Source organism: Flavobacterium yafengii, assembly GCF_030010375.1.
Taxonomy (GTDB): Bacteria; Bacteroidota; Bacteroidia; order Flavobacteriales; family Flavobacteriaceae; genus Flavobacterium; species Flavobacterium yafengii.
Genome location: NZ_JASCRY010000001.1, coordinates 902,132 through 921,366 on the forward strand (window position 1 = coordinate 902,132; position 19,235 = coordinate 921,366).

Annotated in this window: 13 protein-coding genes and 1 tRNA gene; 8 read left to right on the forward strand and 6 right to left on the reverse strand. The window is 34.1% G+C overall.

Annotated features, from left to right (window positions below; translation table 11 throughout):
- Positions 1–104: 104 nt before the first annotated feature.
- Together rpsI and rplM are read right to left on the reverse strand one after the other, a co-directional pair.
- Complete coding sequence (gene rpsI, locus QLS97_RS03995) at positions 105–491, reverse strand: 30S ribosomal protein S9 (protein WP_066080508.1); 387 nt, start codon at positions 489–491, stop codon at positions 105–107.
- Positions 491–946 carry a 50S ribosomal protein L13 gene (rplM, locus tag QLS97_RS04000; protein ID WP_282714356.1) on the reverse strand — a complete coding sequence of 152 codons (456 nt, stop codon included), beginning with the start codon at positions 944–946 and terminating at the stop codon, positions 491–493. The genes rpsI and rplM overlap by 1 nt, the downstream gene beginning before the upstream one ends.
- A 344-nt stretch (positions 947–1,290) precedes the next feature.
- Here rplM and QLS97_RS04005 point away from each other — a divergent pair, with 344 nt between their 5' ends.
- Entirely contained in the window at positions 1,291–2,313 is a 1,023-nt protein-coding gene (locus QLS97_RS04005) for a LacI family DNA-binding transcriptional regulator (RefSeq protein WP_282714357.1), read from the forward strand.
- An 84-nt stretch (positions 2,314–2,397) separates the two neighbouring features.
- Here the strand turns inward: QLS97_RS04005 and polA are convergent, their stop codons facing one another.
- Positions 2,398–5,241, reverse strand: coding sequence for a DNA polymerase I (gene polA, locus QLS97_RS04010; protein ID WP_282714358.1), 2,844 nt, complete (start codon positions 5,239–5,241; stop codon positions 2,398–2,400).
- A gap of 366 nt (positions 5,242–5,607) precedes the next feature.
- On the opposite strand from polA, the gene QLS97_RS04015 reads away from it, so the two are divergent.
- The 3 genes from QLS97_RS04015 (at position 5,608) to QLS97_RS04025 (ending at position 8,904) form a co-directional block, all read left to right on the forward strand.
- Positions 5,608–7,113, forward strand: coding sequence for a hypothetical protein (locus QLS97_RS04015; protein ID WP_282714359.1), 1,506 nt, complete (start codon positions 5,608–5,610; stop codon positions 7,111–7,113).
- A 185-nt stretch (positions 7,114–7,298) separates the two neighbouring features.
- Positions 7,299–8,534 carry a metallophosphoesterase gene (locus tag QLS97_RS04020; protein ID WP_282714360.1) on the forward strand — a complete coding sequence of 412 codons (1,236 nt, stop codon included), beginning with the start codon at positions 7,299–7,301 and terminating at the stop codon, positions 8,532–8,534.
- Positions 8,535–8,607: 73 nt separating this feature from the next.
- A complete protein-coding gene (locus QLS97_RS04025; protein ID WP_099714276.1) occupies positions 8,608–8,904 on the forward strand; it encodes a thioredoxin family protein in 297 nt (98 codons plus the stop codon).
- Between the two features lie 9 nt (positions 8,905–8,913).
- On the opposite strand, the gene QLS97_RS04030 is transcribed toward QLS97_RS04025, so the two are convergent.
- Both QLS97_RS04030 and QLS97_RS04035 read right to left on the reverse strand, forming a co-directional pair.
- The gene (locus QLS97_RS04030; RefSeq protein ID WP_282714361.1) at positions 8,914–9,561 is read right to left on the reverse strand and encodes a polysaccharide deacetylase family protein; all 648 of its coding nucleotides are present in this window, start codon (positions 9,559–9,561) and stop codon (positions 8,914–8,916) included.
- 81 nt (positions 9,562–9,642) lie between these two features.
- Entirely contained in the window at positions 9,643–12,924 is a 3,282-nt protein-coding gene (locus QLS97_RS04035) for a glycosyltransferase family 117 protein (RefSeq protein WP_282714362.1), read from the reverse strand.
- Positions 12,925–13,151: 227 nt separating this feature from the next.
- Between QLS97_RS04035 and QLS97_RS04040 the strand changes: the two genes are divergently transcribed.
- Positions 13,152–13,222 (forward strand) — tRNA-Gln (locus QLS97_RS04040).
- Positions 13,223–13,359: 137 nt separating this feature from the next.
- On the opposite strand, the gene QLS97_RS04045 is transcribed toward QLS97_RS04040, so the two are convergent.
- On the reverse strand, positions 13,360–14,184 hold the full coding sequence (locus tag QLS97_RS04045; protein WP_282714363.1) for a universal stress protein: 825 nt from the start codon (positions 14,182–14,184) through the stop codon (positions 13,360–13,362).
- 176 nt (positions 14,185–14,360) lie between these two features.
- Between QLS97_RS04045 and rimP the strand changes: the two genes are divergently transcribed.
- The 3 genes from rimP (at position 14,361) to infB (ending at position 19,102) form a co-directional block, all read left to right on the forward strand.
- Positions 14,361–14,825, forward strand: a complete 465-nt coding sequence (gene rimP, locus QLS97_RS04050; protein WP_282714364.1) for a ribosome assembly cofactor RimP — start codon at positions 14,361–14,363, stop codon at positions 14,823–14,825.
- A gap of 13 nt (positions 14,826–14,838) precedes the next feature.
- Complete coding sequence (gene nusA / locus QLS97_RS04055; protein WP_131914962.1) at positions 14,839–16,092, forward strand: transcription termination factor NusA; 1,254 nt, start codon at positions 14,839–14,841, stop codon at positions 16,090–16,092.
- 112 nt (positions 16,093–16,204) lie between these two features.
- Entirely contained in the window at positions 16,205–19,102 is a 2,898-nt protein-coding gene (gene infB, locus QLS97_RS04060) for a translation initiation factor IF-2 (protein ID WP_282714365.1), read from the forward strand.
- The last annotated feature ends 133 nt before the right edge of the window (positions 19,103–19,235 follow it).

Sequence of the window (19,235 nt, forward strand, 5' to 3'; positions counted from 1 at the left end):
TGCTAAACTATTTCCTACCTCAGTAGGAGAGCAACAACAACTGTTTTTTTAAATTCAATAATAAATGAACGATGTCTTGTCCCATTTGAACAAGACAGGTAATATTAACGTTTAGAGAATTGGAATCTCTTACGAGCTTTCTTTTGACCGAATTTCTTACGTTCAACCATTCTTGGATCTCTTGTCAATAAACCTTCTGGTTTCAAGATAGCTCTGTTTTCAGCATTTACTTCACACATAACGCGTGCCAATGCCATTCTTACAGCTTCTGCTTGACCAGTTGAACCACCACCGTAAACGTTAACTTTTACGTCAAAGTTGCTTACATTTTCTGTCATAGACATTGGTTGTAATACTTTGTACTGTAAAGTTGCAGTTGGGAAGTACGTTTCGAATGCTTTTTTGTTTACAGTGATTACTCCTGTTCCTTCTGAAACATAAACACGTGCAACAGCGGTTTTTCTTCTACCGATTTTGTGAATAACTCCCATTATTTAAGATCGTTAAGGTTAACTGTTCTAGGTTTTTGAGCGCCTTGTTTGTGCTCTGACCCTACAACAACATTTAAATTTCTAAAAAGTTCAGCACCAATTTTGTTTTTTGGCAACATCCCTTTTATCGCTTTTTCTACTAGTAATGCAGGGTTTTTAGCTTGCAATACTTCGGCAGTTAAAGTTCTTTGTCCTCCAGGGTAACCAGTGTGACGGATGTAAGTTTTTTCTTTCATCTTGTTACCTGTAAGGTTAATTTTTTCTGAGTTGATAACGATTACGTTATCACCGCAGTCCACGTGTGGTGTGTAACTTGGCTTGTACTTACCTCTTAAAATCATAGCGACTTTTGAAGCAAGACGACCTAAGTTGTGACCATCAGCATCTACAACAATCCACTCTTTTGTAACGGTGGCTTTGCTTGCTGATTGTGTCTTGTAGCTTAATGCGTCCATAATATATTTTTAATTAAACATTCCATCCCCAATAAAGGGGTTGCAAAAGTACAATTAATTATTTTAAATACAAATACCTTAAATGAATATTTTTTTCTTGTTTTTACTCTGATAATCAAATGTATATTTAAAATAATATTCTAAGATTGAATTTGTGTTTCTCACTTCTATGTGAGTTGAATTCTGTGCGCTGTAGCTTTTATTTAATTTTATTGTATTTTTCTAATTTTTGGAAGCAAATTTTACATTTTATTGGCTATTTTTGTCATTTAAATAGTTAATATTCTAATTATTCATATCTTGTCACTATTTTTATTATATAAATTACGTCAAATATCTCTCTTATGAAAGCTAAAGCAACTTTAAAACAAATCGCTAAAGAACTGAATGTTTCTGTTTCTACAGTTTCTAAAGCGCTGAACGATAGTCCTGAGATTAGTGAGCTGACGAAAATTAAAATTAAAGAATATGCTAAACTTAAAAATTACAAACCCAATGTAATTGGTCTGAATCTAAAAAACAGAAAAACAAAAACCATTGGTGTAATTATTCCAAATATTTTAAATTCTTTTTTTGCCAAAGTATTTAGTGGTATCGAAAAAATTGCAGATGAAAAAGGGTACAACGTTATAATGTGTATCTCTAACGAATCATCAGAGAAAGAAGCACATACGCTGGAAATGCTAAGCAATGGGACTATCGATGGATTTATTGTTTCTGTTTCTGAAGAAGCACAAAAAAATCAGGATTACGAGCATTTCTCTGCTATCATTAATGATGGAACTCCTATTGTTATGTTTGATCGAATTGCAGATGGTGTAGATTGTGACAAAGTGATTGTAGATGATTTTGATTCAGCTTTAAATTCAACACAACATTTAATTGATTTGGGATGTAAGCATATTGCCTTGTTGTCCTCTATTGATAATTTAAGTGTGGGTAAATTAAGAGCTGAAGGGTATTTGAAAGCATTGGAAAATAATAATATTCCTGTAAGTAATGATATAATTTTAAGAACTGATTCAGAAGATGATTTAAAGGATAAAATCGAAAAGGTATTTGAGAACAAAATAGACGGAATCTTTGCTCTTGAAGAAAATGACTCCGTAGCGGCTTTGCGAATTGCGCTTAAAAAAGGATATAAAGTACCGGAAGAAATTTCTATCATTGGTTTTGCCGATGGAATTCTTGCTTCCAGAAGATTATCTCCAAGTTTAACGACGGTAAGTCAGCACGGAATCGAAATAGGAGAAGTGGCTGCTAAATTGCTTATCGACAGGTTAGAATCCAAAGAGGAGAATTTGCCTTATGAAACGGTGGTAATTAAAACAAAATTGAAAGAAAGAGAATCAACAAGGAAGTTGTAGCAAACTCATTTAATAATAGGCATAAAAAAATCTCTAATCGTTTTAAATGATTAGAGATTTTTTTATAAGTATAATGGAAGATATTTAATGTGCTTCCAGCCAGTCTTTTCCTAAGCCTAAATCAACATCCAAAGGAACATCAAGTTTGAAAGCATGTTCCATTTCGTATTTTATCATCGGTTGGATTTTTTCGAGTTCCGAATTATGCACATCAAAAACAAGCTCATCGTGAACCTGTAACAGCATTTTACTTTTCCAGTTTTCAGAAGTTAGTTTTTCATGAATATTAATCATCGCAATTTTGATAATATCGGCAGCACTTCCTTGAATTGGCGCGTTTACCGCATTTCGTTCTGCGCCACCACGAACAATGGCGTTTTGAGAATTAATATCTTTCAAATAACGACGACGCCCCAGGATGGTTTGTACATAACCATTGTCTCTTGCGAAATCAATTTGTTCTTGAATATAGGATTTCAATCTTGGATACGTTTTATAGTATGCTTCAATCAAAGCGGCACTTTCACTTCTTGACAATGAGGTTTGATTGCTCAATCCAAAAGCCGAAACCCCGTAAATAATTCCAAAATTTACCGTTTTGGCATGACTTCGTTGTTCGCGAGTCACTTCTTCGAGCGGAACATTAAATACTTTTGAAGCCGTAGATTTGTGAATGTCTTCGTGATTTTGGAATGCCTTAATCATGTTTTCTTCACCGCTTAATGCTGCGATTACACGCAATTCTATTTGGGAATAATCCGCAGAAACCAAGGTGTAATTTTCATCTCGGGCTACAAAAGCTTTACGGATTTGTCGGCCACGTTCGGTACGAATAGGGATGTTTTGTAAGTTGGGATTATTCGAACTCAATCGTCCTGTTGCAGCAACGGTTTGCATATAATCGGTGTGGATGCGTTGCGTGATTTTGTCTACTTGGTTTGGCAAAGCCTCGACATAGGTATTTTGCAGTTTTACCAACTGTCGCCAATCCAAAATGTCTTTTACAATTGGGTTTTCGGCAGCCAAATAACTCAAAATTTCCTCTCCAGTTGCATATTGACCAGTTTTGGTTTTCTTTTGTTTTACGCTTCCAATTTTCAATTTATCGAATAAAACATCACCCAGTTGTTTCGGGGAAGCCAGATTGAATTTCTCGCCCGCAGTTTCGTAAATATTTGCCTCTAATATTTTAATATCATCGTCTAATGTTTTCGACAGTGATTTCAAGAAATCTACATCTACACGGATCCCTTCTTTTTCCATATCAGCCAAGACTTTTACCAATGGAATTTCTATTTCCTCAAAAAGTTTTTTGGTTCCGGTTTTATCCAATTCTAAGGTGAATATTTCCTTAAGTTGCAAGGTTACATCAGCATCTTCAACGGCATATTCTTTTATTTCTTCCAATGCAACATCACGCATTGACTTTTGGTTTTTTCCTTTTTTACCAATTAAAGTTTCAATGGATTGAGGTGAATATTTCAAATACGTTTCCGATAAAATATCCATATTATGACGCATATCTGGATTGATCAGATAATGTGCAATCATGGTGTCGAATAATTTTCCTTTTACGGTAACATTGTAATTAGAAAGTATCTTTAAATCGTATTTTAAATTCTGACCAATTTTTTCAATGCTTTCATTTTCGAAAAAAGGAATGAACTTCTCTATTAAAGTCTGTGCTTCCTCTTGATTTTCTGGAAACGGAACATAAAATCCTTTTCCTTTTTCGAAAGAAAACGAAATACCCACTAATTCAGCATGCAAAGCATCAAGTCCGGTTGTTTCGGTATCAAAACACACCGATGATTGTTTTTGTAAATTCTGCAACAGCAATCTTAGTCCTAAATCACCTTGAATTATCTGATAAGAATGTTCCGTGTTTTCTAGTGAACTATAGTATTGATGACGTGTCTCTTCTGACGATTCATCCTGTATTGTACTTCCAAAAAGGTCGAATTGCTCTTCGTTTTTTGGTTGTGGTTTTTTGTATAATTTGGTTTCGTCAATAGGATTGTTGTTGGTAGTTGCAGTTCCTCCTTTTTTAAATATGGCATCAAATTGCTCTGCCATTCTTCTAAATTCTAATTCATTGAATAGCGCATCTGTTTTTTCAACATCGGGAGTTGATAATTCATAATCGGTTTCATCAAAAATAACGGGACAGTCCAGTAAAATTGTCGCTAAAGTTTTAGATAATAATCCTTTTTCTTTATTGGCTTCAATGTTTTCTTTCATTTTTCCTTTTAGCTTGTCCGTATTGGCTAAAAGGTTTTCCATGGTTCCAAATTCCTTCAACAGTTTCTTGGCCGTTACTTCACCTACGCCAGGAAGTCCTGGAATATTATCGGCAGCATCACCCATCATTCCAAGAAAGTCGATTACTTGGTCTGGTCGTTCGATTTCAAATTTTGCCAATACTTCCGGAATCCCCCAAATTTCTATTCCATTCCCCATTCGGGCGGGTTTATACATAAATATATTCTCAGAAACGAGTTGTGCAAAATCCTTGTCAGGAGTAACCATAAAGACTTTGTAGTTCTGTTTTTCGGCCTGTTTTGCAATAGTTCCAATTAAATCATCTGCTTCATATCCTTTTACTTCTATAATAGGAATATGCATGGCTTTCAGTAAATCTTGGATATAAGGAATGGCAATTTTAATAGCTTCGGGAGTGGCGTCGCGGTGTGCTTTGTATTCTGGAAATATGTCATTCCTCAATTGGCTTCCGCCATTGTCAAAAGCAACGGCCAAATGGTCTGGTTTTTCTCGTTTAATTACATCCATTAAGGAATTCATAAATCCCATGATGGCTGATGTGTCCATTCCTTTAGAGTTGATTCTTGGGTTTTTTATGAATGCATAATATCCTCTAAAGATTAAGGCGTAGGCGTCAAGAAGGAAAAGGCGTTTTTGTTGTGACATGATTGTGATTTTGTAAAGTTTTCAAAAGTACAAAACTTGTGAGATAATGGAGTGAAGGATTGAAATATTTCTTAAAATGCTTCAAGTACTGCTTTTTTAGTTTTCTAAAAATTTCAACTGGAAAATTTTGTTACCCATTCTTTATTTGGAGAAAAATCACGAATAATGATTTGAAAGAAAATAGATATAATTTTGTAATTGATAATTATTTTTAAACAACACAATTATAAGAATATAGATACATTTTAATTAAAACCATGCTTTTTAACGACAATACATGTATTTAAACGTTATTTTATGTAAATTTGCATATGCAGTTTTGAGTCCGTGAGGTTCTTTATATTTAATCTTTAATTCGTTATGTTTATGAGAAAAAATTATTTTTCTAAAAAGGTTTTACAAGCCTGTGTGTTATTTTTCATGATAATAACTGCAAATGTGTTTGCCCAAGTAGGCATAGGAACTATCACACCTCATACAAGTTCAGTTTTAGATGTTTCATCAACAACCCAAGGGATGTTAACACCCAGAATGACAACTACACAAAGAACGGCTATTGCGTCTCCTGCCGATGGTTTAATGGTTTATGATACGGATTTGAAATCTTTTTACTACTACAATTCAACTATAACATCATGGAATGTAATAAATAGTGGTACAACTGGTAGATTAAAGTTTAAACGTATAAAATCGACAGATGTTTTAGCAACAGTTTTGGCTACGGAGAAGGCTGCAGGAGGAAATACAAAGTATCTTTTGGATGTTAATACGTATTACGAAATAAATGGAACCATAAGTTTTGATTTGCCAATTGATTTAAACAATGCCTATATCTCAGGTCAGGATGCTAATGAAGATGTATTAGTTAGAACATCTGGGAATTTGTTTGATGGTACAACAGGAGGGAGTATTAGAAATGTAACAATTCAGGTTCCCGGAGGGAAAGTTTTTAACTTGAGTGGCGCGGCAACTCAAAGCTTAATTATTAGAGATACTGTAATTGCAGGCTCTCAAAGTGTAGGTTCCATAACTGGTTTTGGATTAGTTTTTGTCAGTATAGTGCAATATGTTGGGAATGCTACGGGTATTGTTTATGACAATATCAGTAAATTATTGATAAGTAACGCAGCGTGGTTTAGTAATAATGGAGGGACTTATGAAAAATTACAAGGTACATTTGGTTTAGTGCAAAAACAAGGAGGTTTTAGCGAGGTTTCCGGAACAAGTATAGGCTTTGATGTATCTTCCAATCCAACAATAACAGGAGATGCGGTTATGGAGACTGTTGTTTTTACAGGAACAGTGTCTACAGGAAAATATGTAAATGGATATACAGTTGGAAGTTATACAGGATATAATTTTAATAACAGTTGGGCAGTTAGATGTGCAGGAATCCCAAATGAAGGTGATGCATTTTCATCTGGTAATATTTATTTAAATAGAACTTTAACAAGCCCGGTTTTTAATCACCCTTCACTAAGCTCACCTGTAAAAGTTACAGGAACTACAATAGCTAGTAATTTATATAGAATGGGGACAACTAACGCTTCAACTAACAATAGATTAGTCTATTTAGGAAAAAAGACAAAAAGCTTTACTATTTCGGCGTCAATAGCTTTTGAAGCGACAGGAACAAACGGGAATACAGATTATATATTTTACTTTCAAAGATTTAATTCGTCAGGTGTATTAGTAGCTAAGATAACGTCTTCGGAATCTTTTATTGATGCTAATTCAGGATTTATTCAAAATATCCCTATCTTAGCTAGTGTTCAATTAGATAGCGGAGATTATGTAGAACTATATTCAGAAAGAATAACTGGCAGTGATAAAAATATGACAATCCGTTCTTTAAATATGACTATGAGATAGAATAAAAAAAGTATAGTTTGTTGTTTTAAACCGCATTATTTTTAAACTAAATAACGCGGTTTTTATTTGTAATTCATATTTTTAAATTCCGGGTGCTTTTTTAAGTTTAATCAACCGTTAAATTTTAATTAATAAAAAACCATTTTGGTTAATTGTTTTGTTATTTTGTTAAAAATTTTTTTAAAATGATCTTTCGTATTGTATTCTTGTGCTTAATCCTTCTTATTATTGAGCTTTATACTTTTCAAGTATTAAAAACTTTAATAAAATCAAAGCCAGTATTGTATTCAATTCAGCTTATCAGCATATTGGTTTTAGTTTATATCGTTTATTCTTTGATGCAATTTGACCGAAGCGTAGGTCAAACCAAACAAATGATGGTTATCATGGGTTTGCTGCTTATTGTTTATGTTCCAAAATTAATTTTGACATTGATATTAATGGGAGAAGACATCTTTAGACTAGGTGCCGGAACGGTTAATTATTTTGCCAATTATGATAAAAACACAGACTTTCTAAATTCAAGAAGAAAGTTTGTCAGTCAAATAGGGTTAGGGTTAGCAGCTGTTCCTTTTTTATCTTTAATATATGGAGTGACAATTGGAAAGTACAATTATAAAGTCATCAAGCAGCGTATATTTTTCCCCGATTTACCGGATGCTTTCGATGGTTTTAGGATTACTCAAATATCAGATGTTCACAGCGGAAGTTTTGATAATCCTGAGAAAATTAATTATGCAATAGATTTAGTCAACGAACAAAATTCAGATATGATTTTGTTTACTGGAGATATTGTGAATACCGATGCCAAAGAAATGCATCCTTGGATAGAGACCTTTAACAGGATTAAAAAGCATGAATATGGGAAATATTCGGTTTTAGGGAATCACGATTATGGAGAGTATGTAACTTGGCCATCTGAGGCGGCAAAAGAAGACAACTTTAAAGCCATTAAAGATTTATATGGACAAATTGGCTTCAAATTAATGCTAAACGAGCATGCCTTTATTGAAAAAGGAGATGCTAAAATTGCATTAGTTGGTGTAGAAAACTGGGGGCATAACTTCAAAAAAGCGGGCGATATCAACAAAGCTTCTCAATATGTAAATAAAGAAGATTTTAAAATTTTGATGAGCCATGATCCTTCACATTGGGAACAGGAAGTGCAACATCATGAGAAAAATTTCCATCTTACACTTTCGGGTCATACACACGGAATGCAGTTTGGAATAGAAATACCAGGTTATTTTAAGTGGAGTTTGGCACAATATGTTTACAAACAATGGGCTGGATTATATGAAAACGTCGGACGATACGTTTATGTAAATAGAGGTTTTGGTTTTCATGCCTATCCAGGTAGAGTAGGAATCATGCCGGAAATAACGGTCATCGAACTAAAAAAAGGTGTTAATGTGGCATAATTCGTTTAAAATGCTACATTTGTAAAATAAATATCTCTTTTTAGTAAATTTAAAAAATTAAATTTTTGGTTTTATGTCAAAATTTGGAGAACTTATAAACGCTCAAGTACCGGTGTTAATAGACTTTTACACGGAATGGAATGAGCCTTCAGTTTCAATGCATCCTGTAATTAGAGATGTAGCAGCCGCTCTTGGTGATAAAGCAAAAGTCATAAAGATTGATGTGGATAAAAATCAAGAATTAGCCGATGCTTTGCGCATTAAAGGCTTGCCTACGTTGATGATTTATAAACAAGGTCAAATGATATGGAGACAATCCGGAGAATTAGATGCGAACACTATTATTAGTATTGTTCAAGAACAATTGTAACCCATTTCATTACAACACTCCACAATTAAAATTATTTTCTTTTAAATAAGCTAATGTTTTAGGCAATACGTATTCTAAGTTTTTAAAGGCTTTTATGCTGTCGTGGAAAACAATAATACTTCCAGTCCTTAGATTTGATGTTACATTTTCTAAGCATTGTTCCTGTGATAAAGTTTGATCAAAATCAGCACTTAGAACATCCCACATAATTATTTTGTATCCAAGTTTTCTAATTTTTTTAGATTGAGATACTTTTATCTTCCCATAAGGCGGACGAAATATTTTAGACTTCGGATTAGAAGTACTATTTTTTTGAATAGTTGCTTCGCATAGTTTCGTGTTTTCAATGTAAACTTCAGTGGAAGTTTTCCAACCTTTCAAATGATTAAAAGTGTGATTTCCTATGGAATGGCCATCGCTAATTACCTTTTTGAATATTTCGGGATTTTTATCAATGTTATCTCCAATACAAAAAAAAGTAGCTTTTACATTGTGCTTTTTTAATTCATTCAAAACCCATTCTGTAATTTCTGGAATAGGCCCATCGTCAAATGTGAGGTAGACGGTATTGCTGCTTCCTGTATTGGAAACATCCCAGGTATAATTAGAGAATATTTTTTTTATAATCCGATTTGTCTTTATCCAGTAAAATTTCATTTTTTCATTTTTAAAATTAAAAAAAGGTAGCAATATTTTTCAATATAGCTACCTTTTAGAATGATAATTTTTTATTTAAAATTATTCTTTTTCGCGTCCAAAGCGGTCGAACATTTTAATGTAAGTGTTGAATACAGTTCTATTTTTGTTATAGAAATCTAAATCGTCATTTTCTTTCATTACGGTCAAAAGACTTCTGTATCGCTCAATATCAGTGATAATAGGAATAGCAATACTAGTTTGCTCAGAAGATTTTAGATTGCCATAATGATTAAGGTTCTCTCTGTATTTTAGGATTAATTTATCCAACAATTGTTGTGCTTTTAATTTCTCGTCGATTTTGTAATATCCGCCCGCGAAAGGTTCTACTAAAGAATAATAATCGAAATACTCCAACGGCATTTTTGTCATTGCCAAATCGATGATTTTTTTGGCTTTTTCTTTCTGGCCTTCAACAATTAATTGATTCATTAATCTGGAAAGATTAGTTCTGTATGTTATGCTGTTTCTACGGGTTTCAGGGTCGTGATAAATTTTTGGACTTTCACTGTTTCCCCAATCCCATTTCATAACTTTTGCATACATTTTATCAGAATCAATCATACCCATATCAAGAGGACTTGCATCTTTTGAAAGCGCGGTTCTTATCGGAACAAGTTTGTAAACCATTCCTTCTAATTGAAGGTACTCTTTCATCCAAATATAATCTTCACTGTCAAATGCGCCTCCGCTAAAATAGATTGGTCTTTTCCAGTTGTTATTAGCAACAATGTCAAGCATCATCAATCTGTTTTTATACAATGCATTTCCTTTGATGTCTAAATCAATGTAAGGGACAATAGAATCATTGTATTTAGGGTTGACTACTTTATTTTGTATGATTATATTTTTGTCAACAGGAATTCGGATTTTATTTGTAGGGTAAAAGTGGATTGTTTGTCCGTTTTGCATGTCTACAGTTGATTTTGGATTTTTGATAAAATTGATAAAATCTTTTATATCCCAACGACTTTCAACTTTTGGAATGTGAGCTACATAATCCAATTTATCTCCTACATATTGGTCGTGTGTAAATGAAATAGGCAAGGGATCAGATTCGTATGTTTTAGTTTTCATCTGATCGATATACCAATCTGTCATAAAAAGGCTCGTGTTTACAATTTTCACATCGGTTCTCACTTTTTCGATTTCTTGTGCGTACCAAAGCGGGAACGTATCATTATCGCCAATGGTGAATAAAATAGCGTCTGGATCACATGATTCTAGATATGCTTTTGCCATTGCAACAGCAGTATGTTTTCCAGAACGGTCGTGATCATCCCAGTTTTGAGAAGCCATAAGAACCGGAGCTGCTAATAAACTGGCTGCGATGATAATAGGACCTGCCAGTTTTGGAGCTAAATATTTTGTGGCACTTTCGTACAATGCATAAACGCCAAAGCCTATCCAAATGGCAAATACATAAAATGAACCTACTAATGCATAATCTCTTTCTCTAGGTTCGAAAGGCCTTTCGTTTAAGTAGATTTTTAAGGCTATTCCAGTAAAAAGGAATAGGGCGAGTAATACGTAGAAACTTTTTAAATCCTTATTCGCATGATACATCAAGCCAATTAAACCAAGAATAAACGGTAGAAAGAAATACACATTTCGACCTTTGTTGTTCAATACATCCGAAGGTAAATTATTTTGACTTCCTAAATGTAATTCATCTATGAATGTTATGCCACTTAGCCAGTTCCCATCAAGATAGTCGTATTTTCCTTGAACATCATTTTGTCTACCAACAAAATTCCACATCAAATATCTCCAGTACATGTACCCAAACTGGTATTCAACCATGAATCCTAAATTGTCAGCAGTTGTTGGCTTTTCAACAATTAAATAGTCACCATAGCTTTTCAGGAACGTAATATAACCTTCGTTGTCAATTTGTTTTTGAGCGTAAGCTTGTCTGAATTCGGTGATAATTTTTTCAGTTTCATTTTTCAGTTGAGCAATTGCTTTGTTATAATCTTCCTCACTCAATTGACTTGGATCGATACCGTATTTAGCTAAATCATCCTCGTATGGATAATCAGGATTTAATCTGAATTGAGGTGGATTTGTGAAATTCATGTAGTTCTCGATGTGATCACCGCTCCACATTCTTGGCAAAATAGTTTTTTGATTGTCATCTGTATTTTGCTCGGCATTTTTGAAATTATTCGTAATACTATATTTCCCGGTTTTGTAATCTCTTTCGTAATTGGGCGCTTTGTCCAGATAAGGATTGTTTTTGTCTAAACCAGCAAAAGCTTCTGTGTATTGAGGTCCATAAAACAAAGGATTTACACCATATTGTTCTCGATTGTAGTACGCAAGAACTTCAGCTGCATCCGAAGGCTTATTTTCGTTGATTACGGTATTAGCGTTAGCGCGTATTGGTAGCATCATCCATGTAGAGAAGCCAATTAAAATAAATAATATACAAAGAATTATAGTATTGTAGAATATGAACCCTTTTTGTTTGGTGTATTTTAATCCAAAGTAAAAGAAAGCAATTAAGACTAATGCAACAAATATAGTTCCCGAGTCAAACGGTAATCCTAAACTGTTGACCATAAAAACTTCGGTTTTACCAAAGAATCCCATAGTCATTGGGAGTAGTAATTTGAAAATAAATAGTAAAATGGCAATAACTACAACATTTGCAATGATGAAATTTTTGAGGGTAACTACTTTATAGTTTTTGAAAAAGTAAAGGAAACCTATCGCTGGAATTGTTAATAATGCCATGAAATGGACTCCAAATGAAAGTCCAACAACAAGAGAGATGATTAAAAGCCATTTGTTTCCTCTAGGCTTGTCCATATCTTGTTCCCAGCGTAAACCCAACCAAAATAATAAGGCAATAAATAAAGAGGCCATGGCGTACACCTCGGCTTCTACGGCATTAAACCAAAAACTATCTGAAAAAGTATAGGCTAAAGCTCCTACGAATGAACTTCCAAGAATAACAATGTCATTGTTTTTATTTGTCTCAGAGAATCTTGAAACCAATTTTTTCAAAATTATAGATGAAGACCAGAATAAGAATAAAATGGTAAATGCACTAGAAAATACAGACATCATATTTACCATCAAGGCAATTTTTGTATTATCTGAAGCAAACATTGCAAAAAATGCACCAATCATTTGGTATAAAGGCGCTCCTGGAGGATGGCCTACTTCAAGTTTTGCAGCTGTGGCAATGTATTCGCCACAATCCCAAAAACTCATGGTGGGTTCAACAGTTAAAGTGTATGTTAATAATGCTATTCCAAATGTAAACCAACCAATAATTGTATTCCATTTATTGAAATTGAATGCTGCTTTATCCATGTACTAAAATTTAATTTAATTTTGAGTTACAAAGAAAATGTTTTTTTGTTTAACCTTGTCAGCATTAACAATATTTTCTGGAAAAGTATTACAATTTAATAACGCATTGATTCTAAAGGTTTTTGAAGTTATTTTGAATTTTAAACGATTTTTTTTTCATAAAAAGGCAAAAAAAATTTGTACAAACTAAAATTTAGTTTAAATTTGCACTCGCTTAGCAGCAATGCTGGTCTATGGTGTAATGGTAACACAACTGTTTTTGGTGCAGTCTTTCAAGGTTCGAGTCCTTGTAGACCAACGTAAAACCTCTCATTTATTGAGAGGTTTTTTTATGCAATAAATCCAGCAGATTGTTTTTGGAGTTTAATTTATTGAAATGCCTGTGGTGGCTATAAGAGTTGCGTTTAGGCTGTTTTGATTTGATTTTTGGATCAATTAAATCTTGAACGTTATCACTGGTTTGGCAGTGTGGTTGACTAAGTCTTCACTGATGCTTCCATTGAAAAAATGAGCGAATCCTGTTCTTCCGTGTGTGCAAAGGCCTATTAAATCGGCATCAATGCTATTGGTGAAATTGATAATTCCGTTTTCTATATTAACGTCGTTGTAAATGTGTGTGGAGTAATTTTCGACCTCAAAAGAGTCAATGAATTTTTTCATTATTTCTTCGGACATTTTGGTGGTTTTAAAACTATTGGGGGTGCAAATCATGACCAAGTATAAATTTGCCTTAAATATTTTGGCAAATTCTATCATTTTTTTGAAAGGTTTTTTGGTTTCTTTCGAAAAATCAGAAGCAAACACAAAGTTGTTGAATTTAAAGTCGCGAATGTTCTTTTTTATAACCAGTACCGGGATTTCGGAGAGTCGCACCACTTTTTCGGTGTTGGATCCGATGAGTACTTCTTCGATGCCTGAAGTTCCGTGTGAGCCCATCACGATTAAATCAATTTCATTTTTTTTATTAAAAGATAAAATACCGCTAAAAGCTCTTTCGAATTGCACGGATGCGTTTACTGAAATTCCATTTAAATAGGGCTGTTCTTTAATTTTTTGGAGTGTTTCGTTAGCTTTTTTTATAAACAACATTACTTCGGGAATACTGCTTCCGCCTTTTACTGCGTCATTCATTTGGTTGGGTAATTCTAATAAATGCAACAAAAAGATTTCACAATTATTTTTTTTTGCAATTATGGCGGCAACTTTTAAAGCGTTTTCAGCATATTCAGAAAAATCGGTAGGGACTAAAATTCGTTTCATAACTATAAAGTGTTAAATTATGAGAAAAACTGTTATTTTAATGCTCCTATAAAGATAAGAAATTATTTTACAGCAATCGATTATTTTAGTTTATAAAAAAAAACACTATATTTGCACCGTTATTTATTAAAATCTAGATAATGAGGGGACTAAATGTCCCCTCTTTTTATAAAAATATGACATTTAAAGAAAAAGTAAATACGTTGTTGACGGAAGGCTTGTTAGAAAAGCCATCAATCTTTTTGATAGACCTTATCATTACGGATGCTTTCAAGGTTATTGTGACTGTGGACGGAGATAATGGAGTGGCGCTTCAAGATTGTATAGATGTGAGTAAATTCATAGATAGCAATTTGGATAGAGAGGAACAAGATTACTCTTTAGAGGTAGCTTCGGTAGGAGTCGGTTCTCCATTGAAATTAATAAGACAGTACAAGAAAAATATAGGGCGCACATTGATTGTGAAGACTGGTACAGAAATTATTGAAGCAGAATTAGTGGATGCTAATGATGATTTTGTAATTTTGTCTTGGAAAGCAAGAGAACCTAAAAAGATAGGAAAAGGGAAAGAAACAGTTCAAAAAGAACTTAAATTGCCTTACGTAGATATAAAAGAAGCAATTGTTACAGTAACATTTTAATTAAAGAATTCGCATGGAAAATTTAGCATTAATCGATTCATTCTCAGAGTTTAAAGATGATAAACTTATTGATCGTGTAACGCTTATGGCAATTTTGGAAGATGTATTTAGAAATGCATTGAAGAAAAAATACGGTTCAGATGATAATTTCGATATCATTATAAATCCTGATAAAGGAGATATGGAGATATGGCAGAGAAGAGTGATCGTTGCGGATGAAGACTTAGATTTTGATCATCTTGAAATCACTTTGACTGAAGCAAGAAAAATTGAACCTGATTTCGAAATTGGTGAAGAGGTTTCCGAAGAAGTGAAATTAATTGATTTAGGAAGAAGAGCAATTTTAGCTTTACGTCAGAATTTAATTTCTAAAATTCATGAACATGATAACACAAATCTTTACAAACAATTTAAAGATTTAATTGGTGATATCTATACTGCTGAAGTACACCATGTGCGTCCAAGAGTAGTGATTTTGGTTGATGATGAAGGAAATGAGATTATTTTACCAAAAGAAAAACAAATACCTTCTGACTTTTTCCGTAAGGGAGATAATGTTAGAGGAATAATAGAAAGCGTTGAATTAAAAGGAAACAAACCTCAAATTATTATGTCTAGAACTTCTGAGAAGTTTTTAGAAAAATTATTTGAACAAGAAATCCCGGAAGTATTTGACGGTTTAATCATGGTTAAAAAAGTGGTAAGAATACCAGGTGAAAAAGCAAAAGTAGCCGTAGATTCTTATGACGACAGAATTGATCCAGTTGGAGCTTGTGTGGGTATGAAAGGATCTCGTATTCATGGAATTGTTCGTGAATTAGGAAACGAAAATATCGACGTTATCAATTATACGAGTAACATTCAATTGTATATCACAAGAGCATTAAGTCCTGCAAAAGTTTCTTCTATTAAAATAAATGAAGAAACAAAAAGAGCAGAAGTTTTCTTGAAGCTTGAAGAAGTTTCGAAAGCAATTGGTCGTGGTGGACACAACATTAAATTAGCGGGTTTATTGACTGGTTATGAGCTAGACGTTATTCGTGAAGGAGATGTTGCAGGTGCTACAGCTGATGAGGATGATGTTGAATTAACTGAGTTTTCAGATGAAATTGAAGACTGGGTTATTGAAGAATTTGCAAAAATTGGTTTGGATACAGCAAAAAGTATCTTAAAACAAGATGTGGAAGATTTAGTAAGAAGAACAGACCTAGAAGAGGAAACGATTCTAGATGTAATGAGAATATTGAAAGAAGAATTTGACAGTTAGTCAATGTGTCTTCAACGATAAACATGCCACTTTACAATTAATTCTTGCTCGGTAGGTATCGAGTTGGGAGTAAAGTGAGGAATAACAAAAAAGGTAATAATAAAAAGGTTTTATGTCTGAAGAGAGAATTATTAGAATAAACAAAGTTTTAAGGGAATTGAATATTTCTTTAGAAAGAGCTGTGGATTATCTAAAAGATAAGGGGATTGCTATTGAAGCAAATCCAAACGCAAAAATTTCTGATGATGTATACAATGTCTTGTGCGGTCAGTTTGCAGGTGACAAAGGGAATAAGGAGGCTTCTAAAGAAGTAGGGGAAGAGAAAAGAAAAGAAAAAGAAGCTTTGCGTTTAGAACGAGAGAAAGAAATCGAAGACAAACGTAAAATTGAGGAAGAGCGAGTAAAACAACAAGAGGTTATAAAAGCGAGAGCAATTATATCTGGTCCGGTTCAAGTGGGTAAGATTGATCTTAATCCAAAAAAACCATCAATCGTTGCGCCTGTAAAAGCTGTTGAAAAAGCAGAAGCTCCAGTAGCTAATGCACCTGAAGTAAAAGCTGTCTCAAAAGAAGTTTCACCTGAGAAACCGTCAACTGAAAAACCGTCAACTGAGAAACCTGTTTCAGACAAAAAAGAGGTAAAACCTATTGTTGGGATAAAAGAAGTTAAAACAGAAACTCCTAAAGAAGTTCCTGCTGAGCCAAAAGTGGTTGCAAAAACCGAGACAGTTAAAGTTGATGAAGTACCTGTTGATGAAACCATCACTACGCAATATCAAAAACTATCGGGAACTACTTTAACGGGTCAGATAATTGATTTATCTCAATTCAACAAACCGAAAAAGAAAAAAGAAGAACCGAAAATCACTCCGAATAAACCGGGTGCTCCAGGTTCGGCTGCAGCCAATGCAAATAAAAACAAGCGTAAAAGGATTGCCCCTAAACCGGGTGCTCCTAGACCGCCTGCAACACCGGGAGTTCCTGGTGCGCCAAATCCTAACAAGATTACACCTAATACAGGTGGTGGTGGATTCAATGCAAACAGAAGTGCTAGACCTGGTTTTGTAAAAGGAAACAGACCTGCCATTGTTGCAAAAGTGGAGCCTACTGAGGAAGAGGTTAAAAATCAAATTAGGGAGACTTTAGAGAAACTACAAGGTAAAGGTGGTAAATCTAAAGCGGCTAAATATAGAAGAGATAAAAGAGATACACACCGTCAGAAATCTGATGATGAGCAAAGAGCAATTGACGAAGGAAGTAAAACGATAAAAGTTACTGAATTTGTTACTGTAGGTGAAATTGCAATCATGATGGATGTGCCAATTACTAAAGTGATTGGAACGTGTATGTCACTTGGAATCATGGTTACCATGAACCAACGTCTTGATGCAGAAACGTTGACTATTGTTGCCGATGAATTTGGTTATGAAGTTGAATTTATCACTGTAGACATCGAAGAAGCAATTCAGGTTGTTGAAGACAGAGAAGAAGATTTAGTTTTCAGAGCGCCAATTGTAACGGTAATGGGTCACGTCGATCACGGTAAGACATCGTTACTGGATTACATTCGTAAAGAAAACGTAATTGCAGGGGAGTCTGGAGGAATTACACAGCATATTGGTGCCTACGGAGTAACTTTAGATAACGGACAAAAAATTGCATTCTTAGATACACCGGGTCACGAAGCGTTTACTGCTATGCGTGCGCGTGGTGCTCAAGTTACCGATATTGCTATTATTGTGATTGCTGCTGATGATGACATCATGCCGCAAACTAAAGAAGCAATCAGCCATGCTCAAGCAGCTGGAGTTCCTATCATATTTGCTATCAATAAAATTGATAAGCCAAATGCTAATCCTGAAAAAGTAAAAGAAAGATTAGCAGGTATGAATTTACTTGTTGAAGATTGGGGTGGGAAAATTCAATCACATGATATTTCTGCGAAAGTAGGAACAGGTGTGAAGGAATTATTAGAAAAAGTATTATTAGAAGCAGAACTTTTAGATTTGAAAGCAAATCCAAATAAAGCAGCTTCTGGAACTGTTGTTGAAGCTTTCCTTGATAAAGGAAAAGGATATGTTTCTACGATATTAGTTCAAAACGGAACTTTGAAAATTGGAGATTATATGTTGGCTGGTAAGCATCATGGTAAAATTAAAGCCATGCATGACGAAAGAGGGAATATAGTAACTGTTGCGGGTCCTTCGACTCCGGTTTCAGTTCTTGGTCTTGATGGAGCAGCAACTGCGGGTGATAAGTTCAATATTTTTGAAGACGAAAAAGAAGCGAAACAAATTGCTTCGAAACGTTCTCAATTGATGCGTGAGCAATCCGTACGTACACAACGTCATATTACATTGGATGAAATTGGACGTAGAATTGCATTGGGTCAATTTAAAGAATTGAACATTATCCTTAAAGGAGATGTTGATGGATCAGTTGAAGCATTGTCTGATTCGTTCTCTAAATTATCTACTGAAGAAATTCAAATCAATATTATCCATAAAGGTGTTGGAGCAATTACTGAAACTGACGTAATGTTGGCTTCTGCTTCAGATGCGATTATCATCGGATTTAATGTTCGTCCTGCTGGAAATGCAAGACAATTAGCTGACAAAGAGGAAATCGATATCCGTTACTACTCTATTATTTACGCCGCTATCGATGACTTGAAAGATGCAATGGAAGGAATGTTAGCCCCTGAAATGAAAGAAGAAATTTTGGGTACTGCTGAGATTAGAGAGATATTCAAAATCTCTAAAGTAGGTTCAATCGCAGGTTGTATGGTAATGGACGGTAAAATTGTTAGAAGCGCTAAAATGAGAATCATTAGAGAAGGTGTAGTTGTTTTCACCGGAGAGCTTTTGGCACTGAAACGTTTCAAAGACGATGTGAAAGAAGTAGCTAAAGGATACGATTGTGGTATTCAAGTAAAAGGATACAACGACATCGAAGAAAGAGATGTTATTGAATCGTACCATGAAGTTGCAGTTAAAAAGAAACTGAAATAGAATTTCAATATATTAAAATTAAAATCCCGAGCAATCGGGATTTTTTTGTTTACGTACTTTTTAAGATACCACCTATTTTAGGTTAACTTTTATTTTAGCTGCTTGTTAGTGATTACTTTTGTTGTGGTGTGGC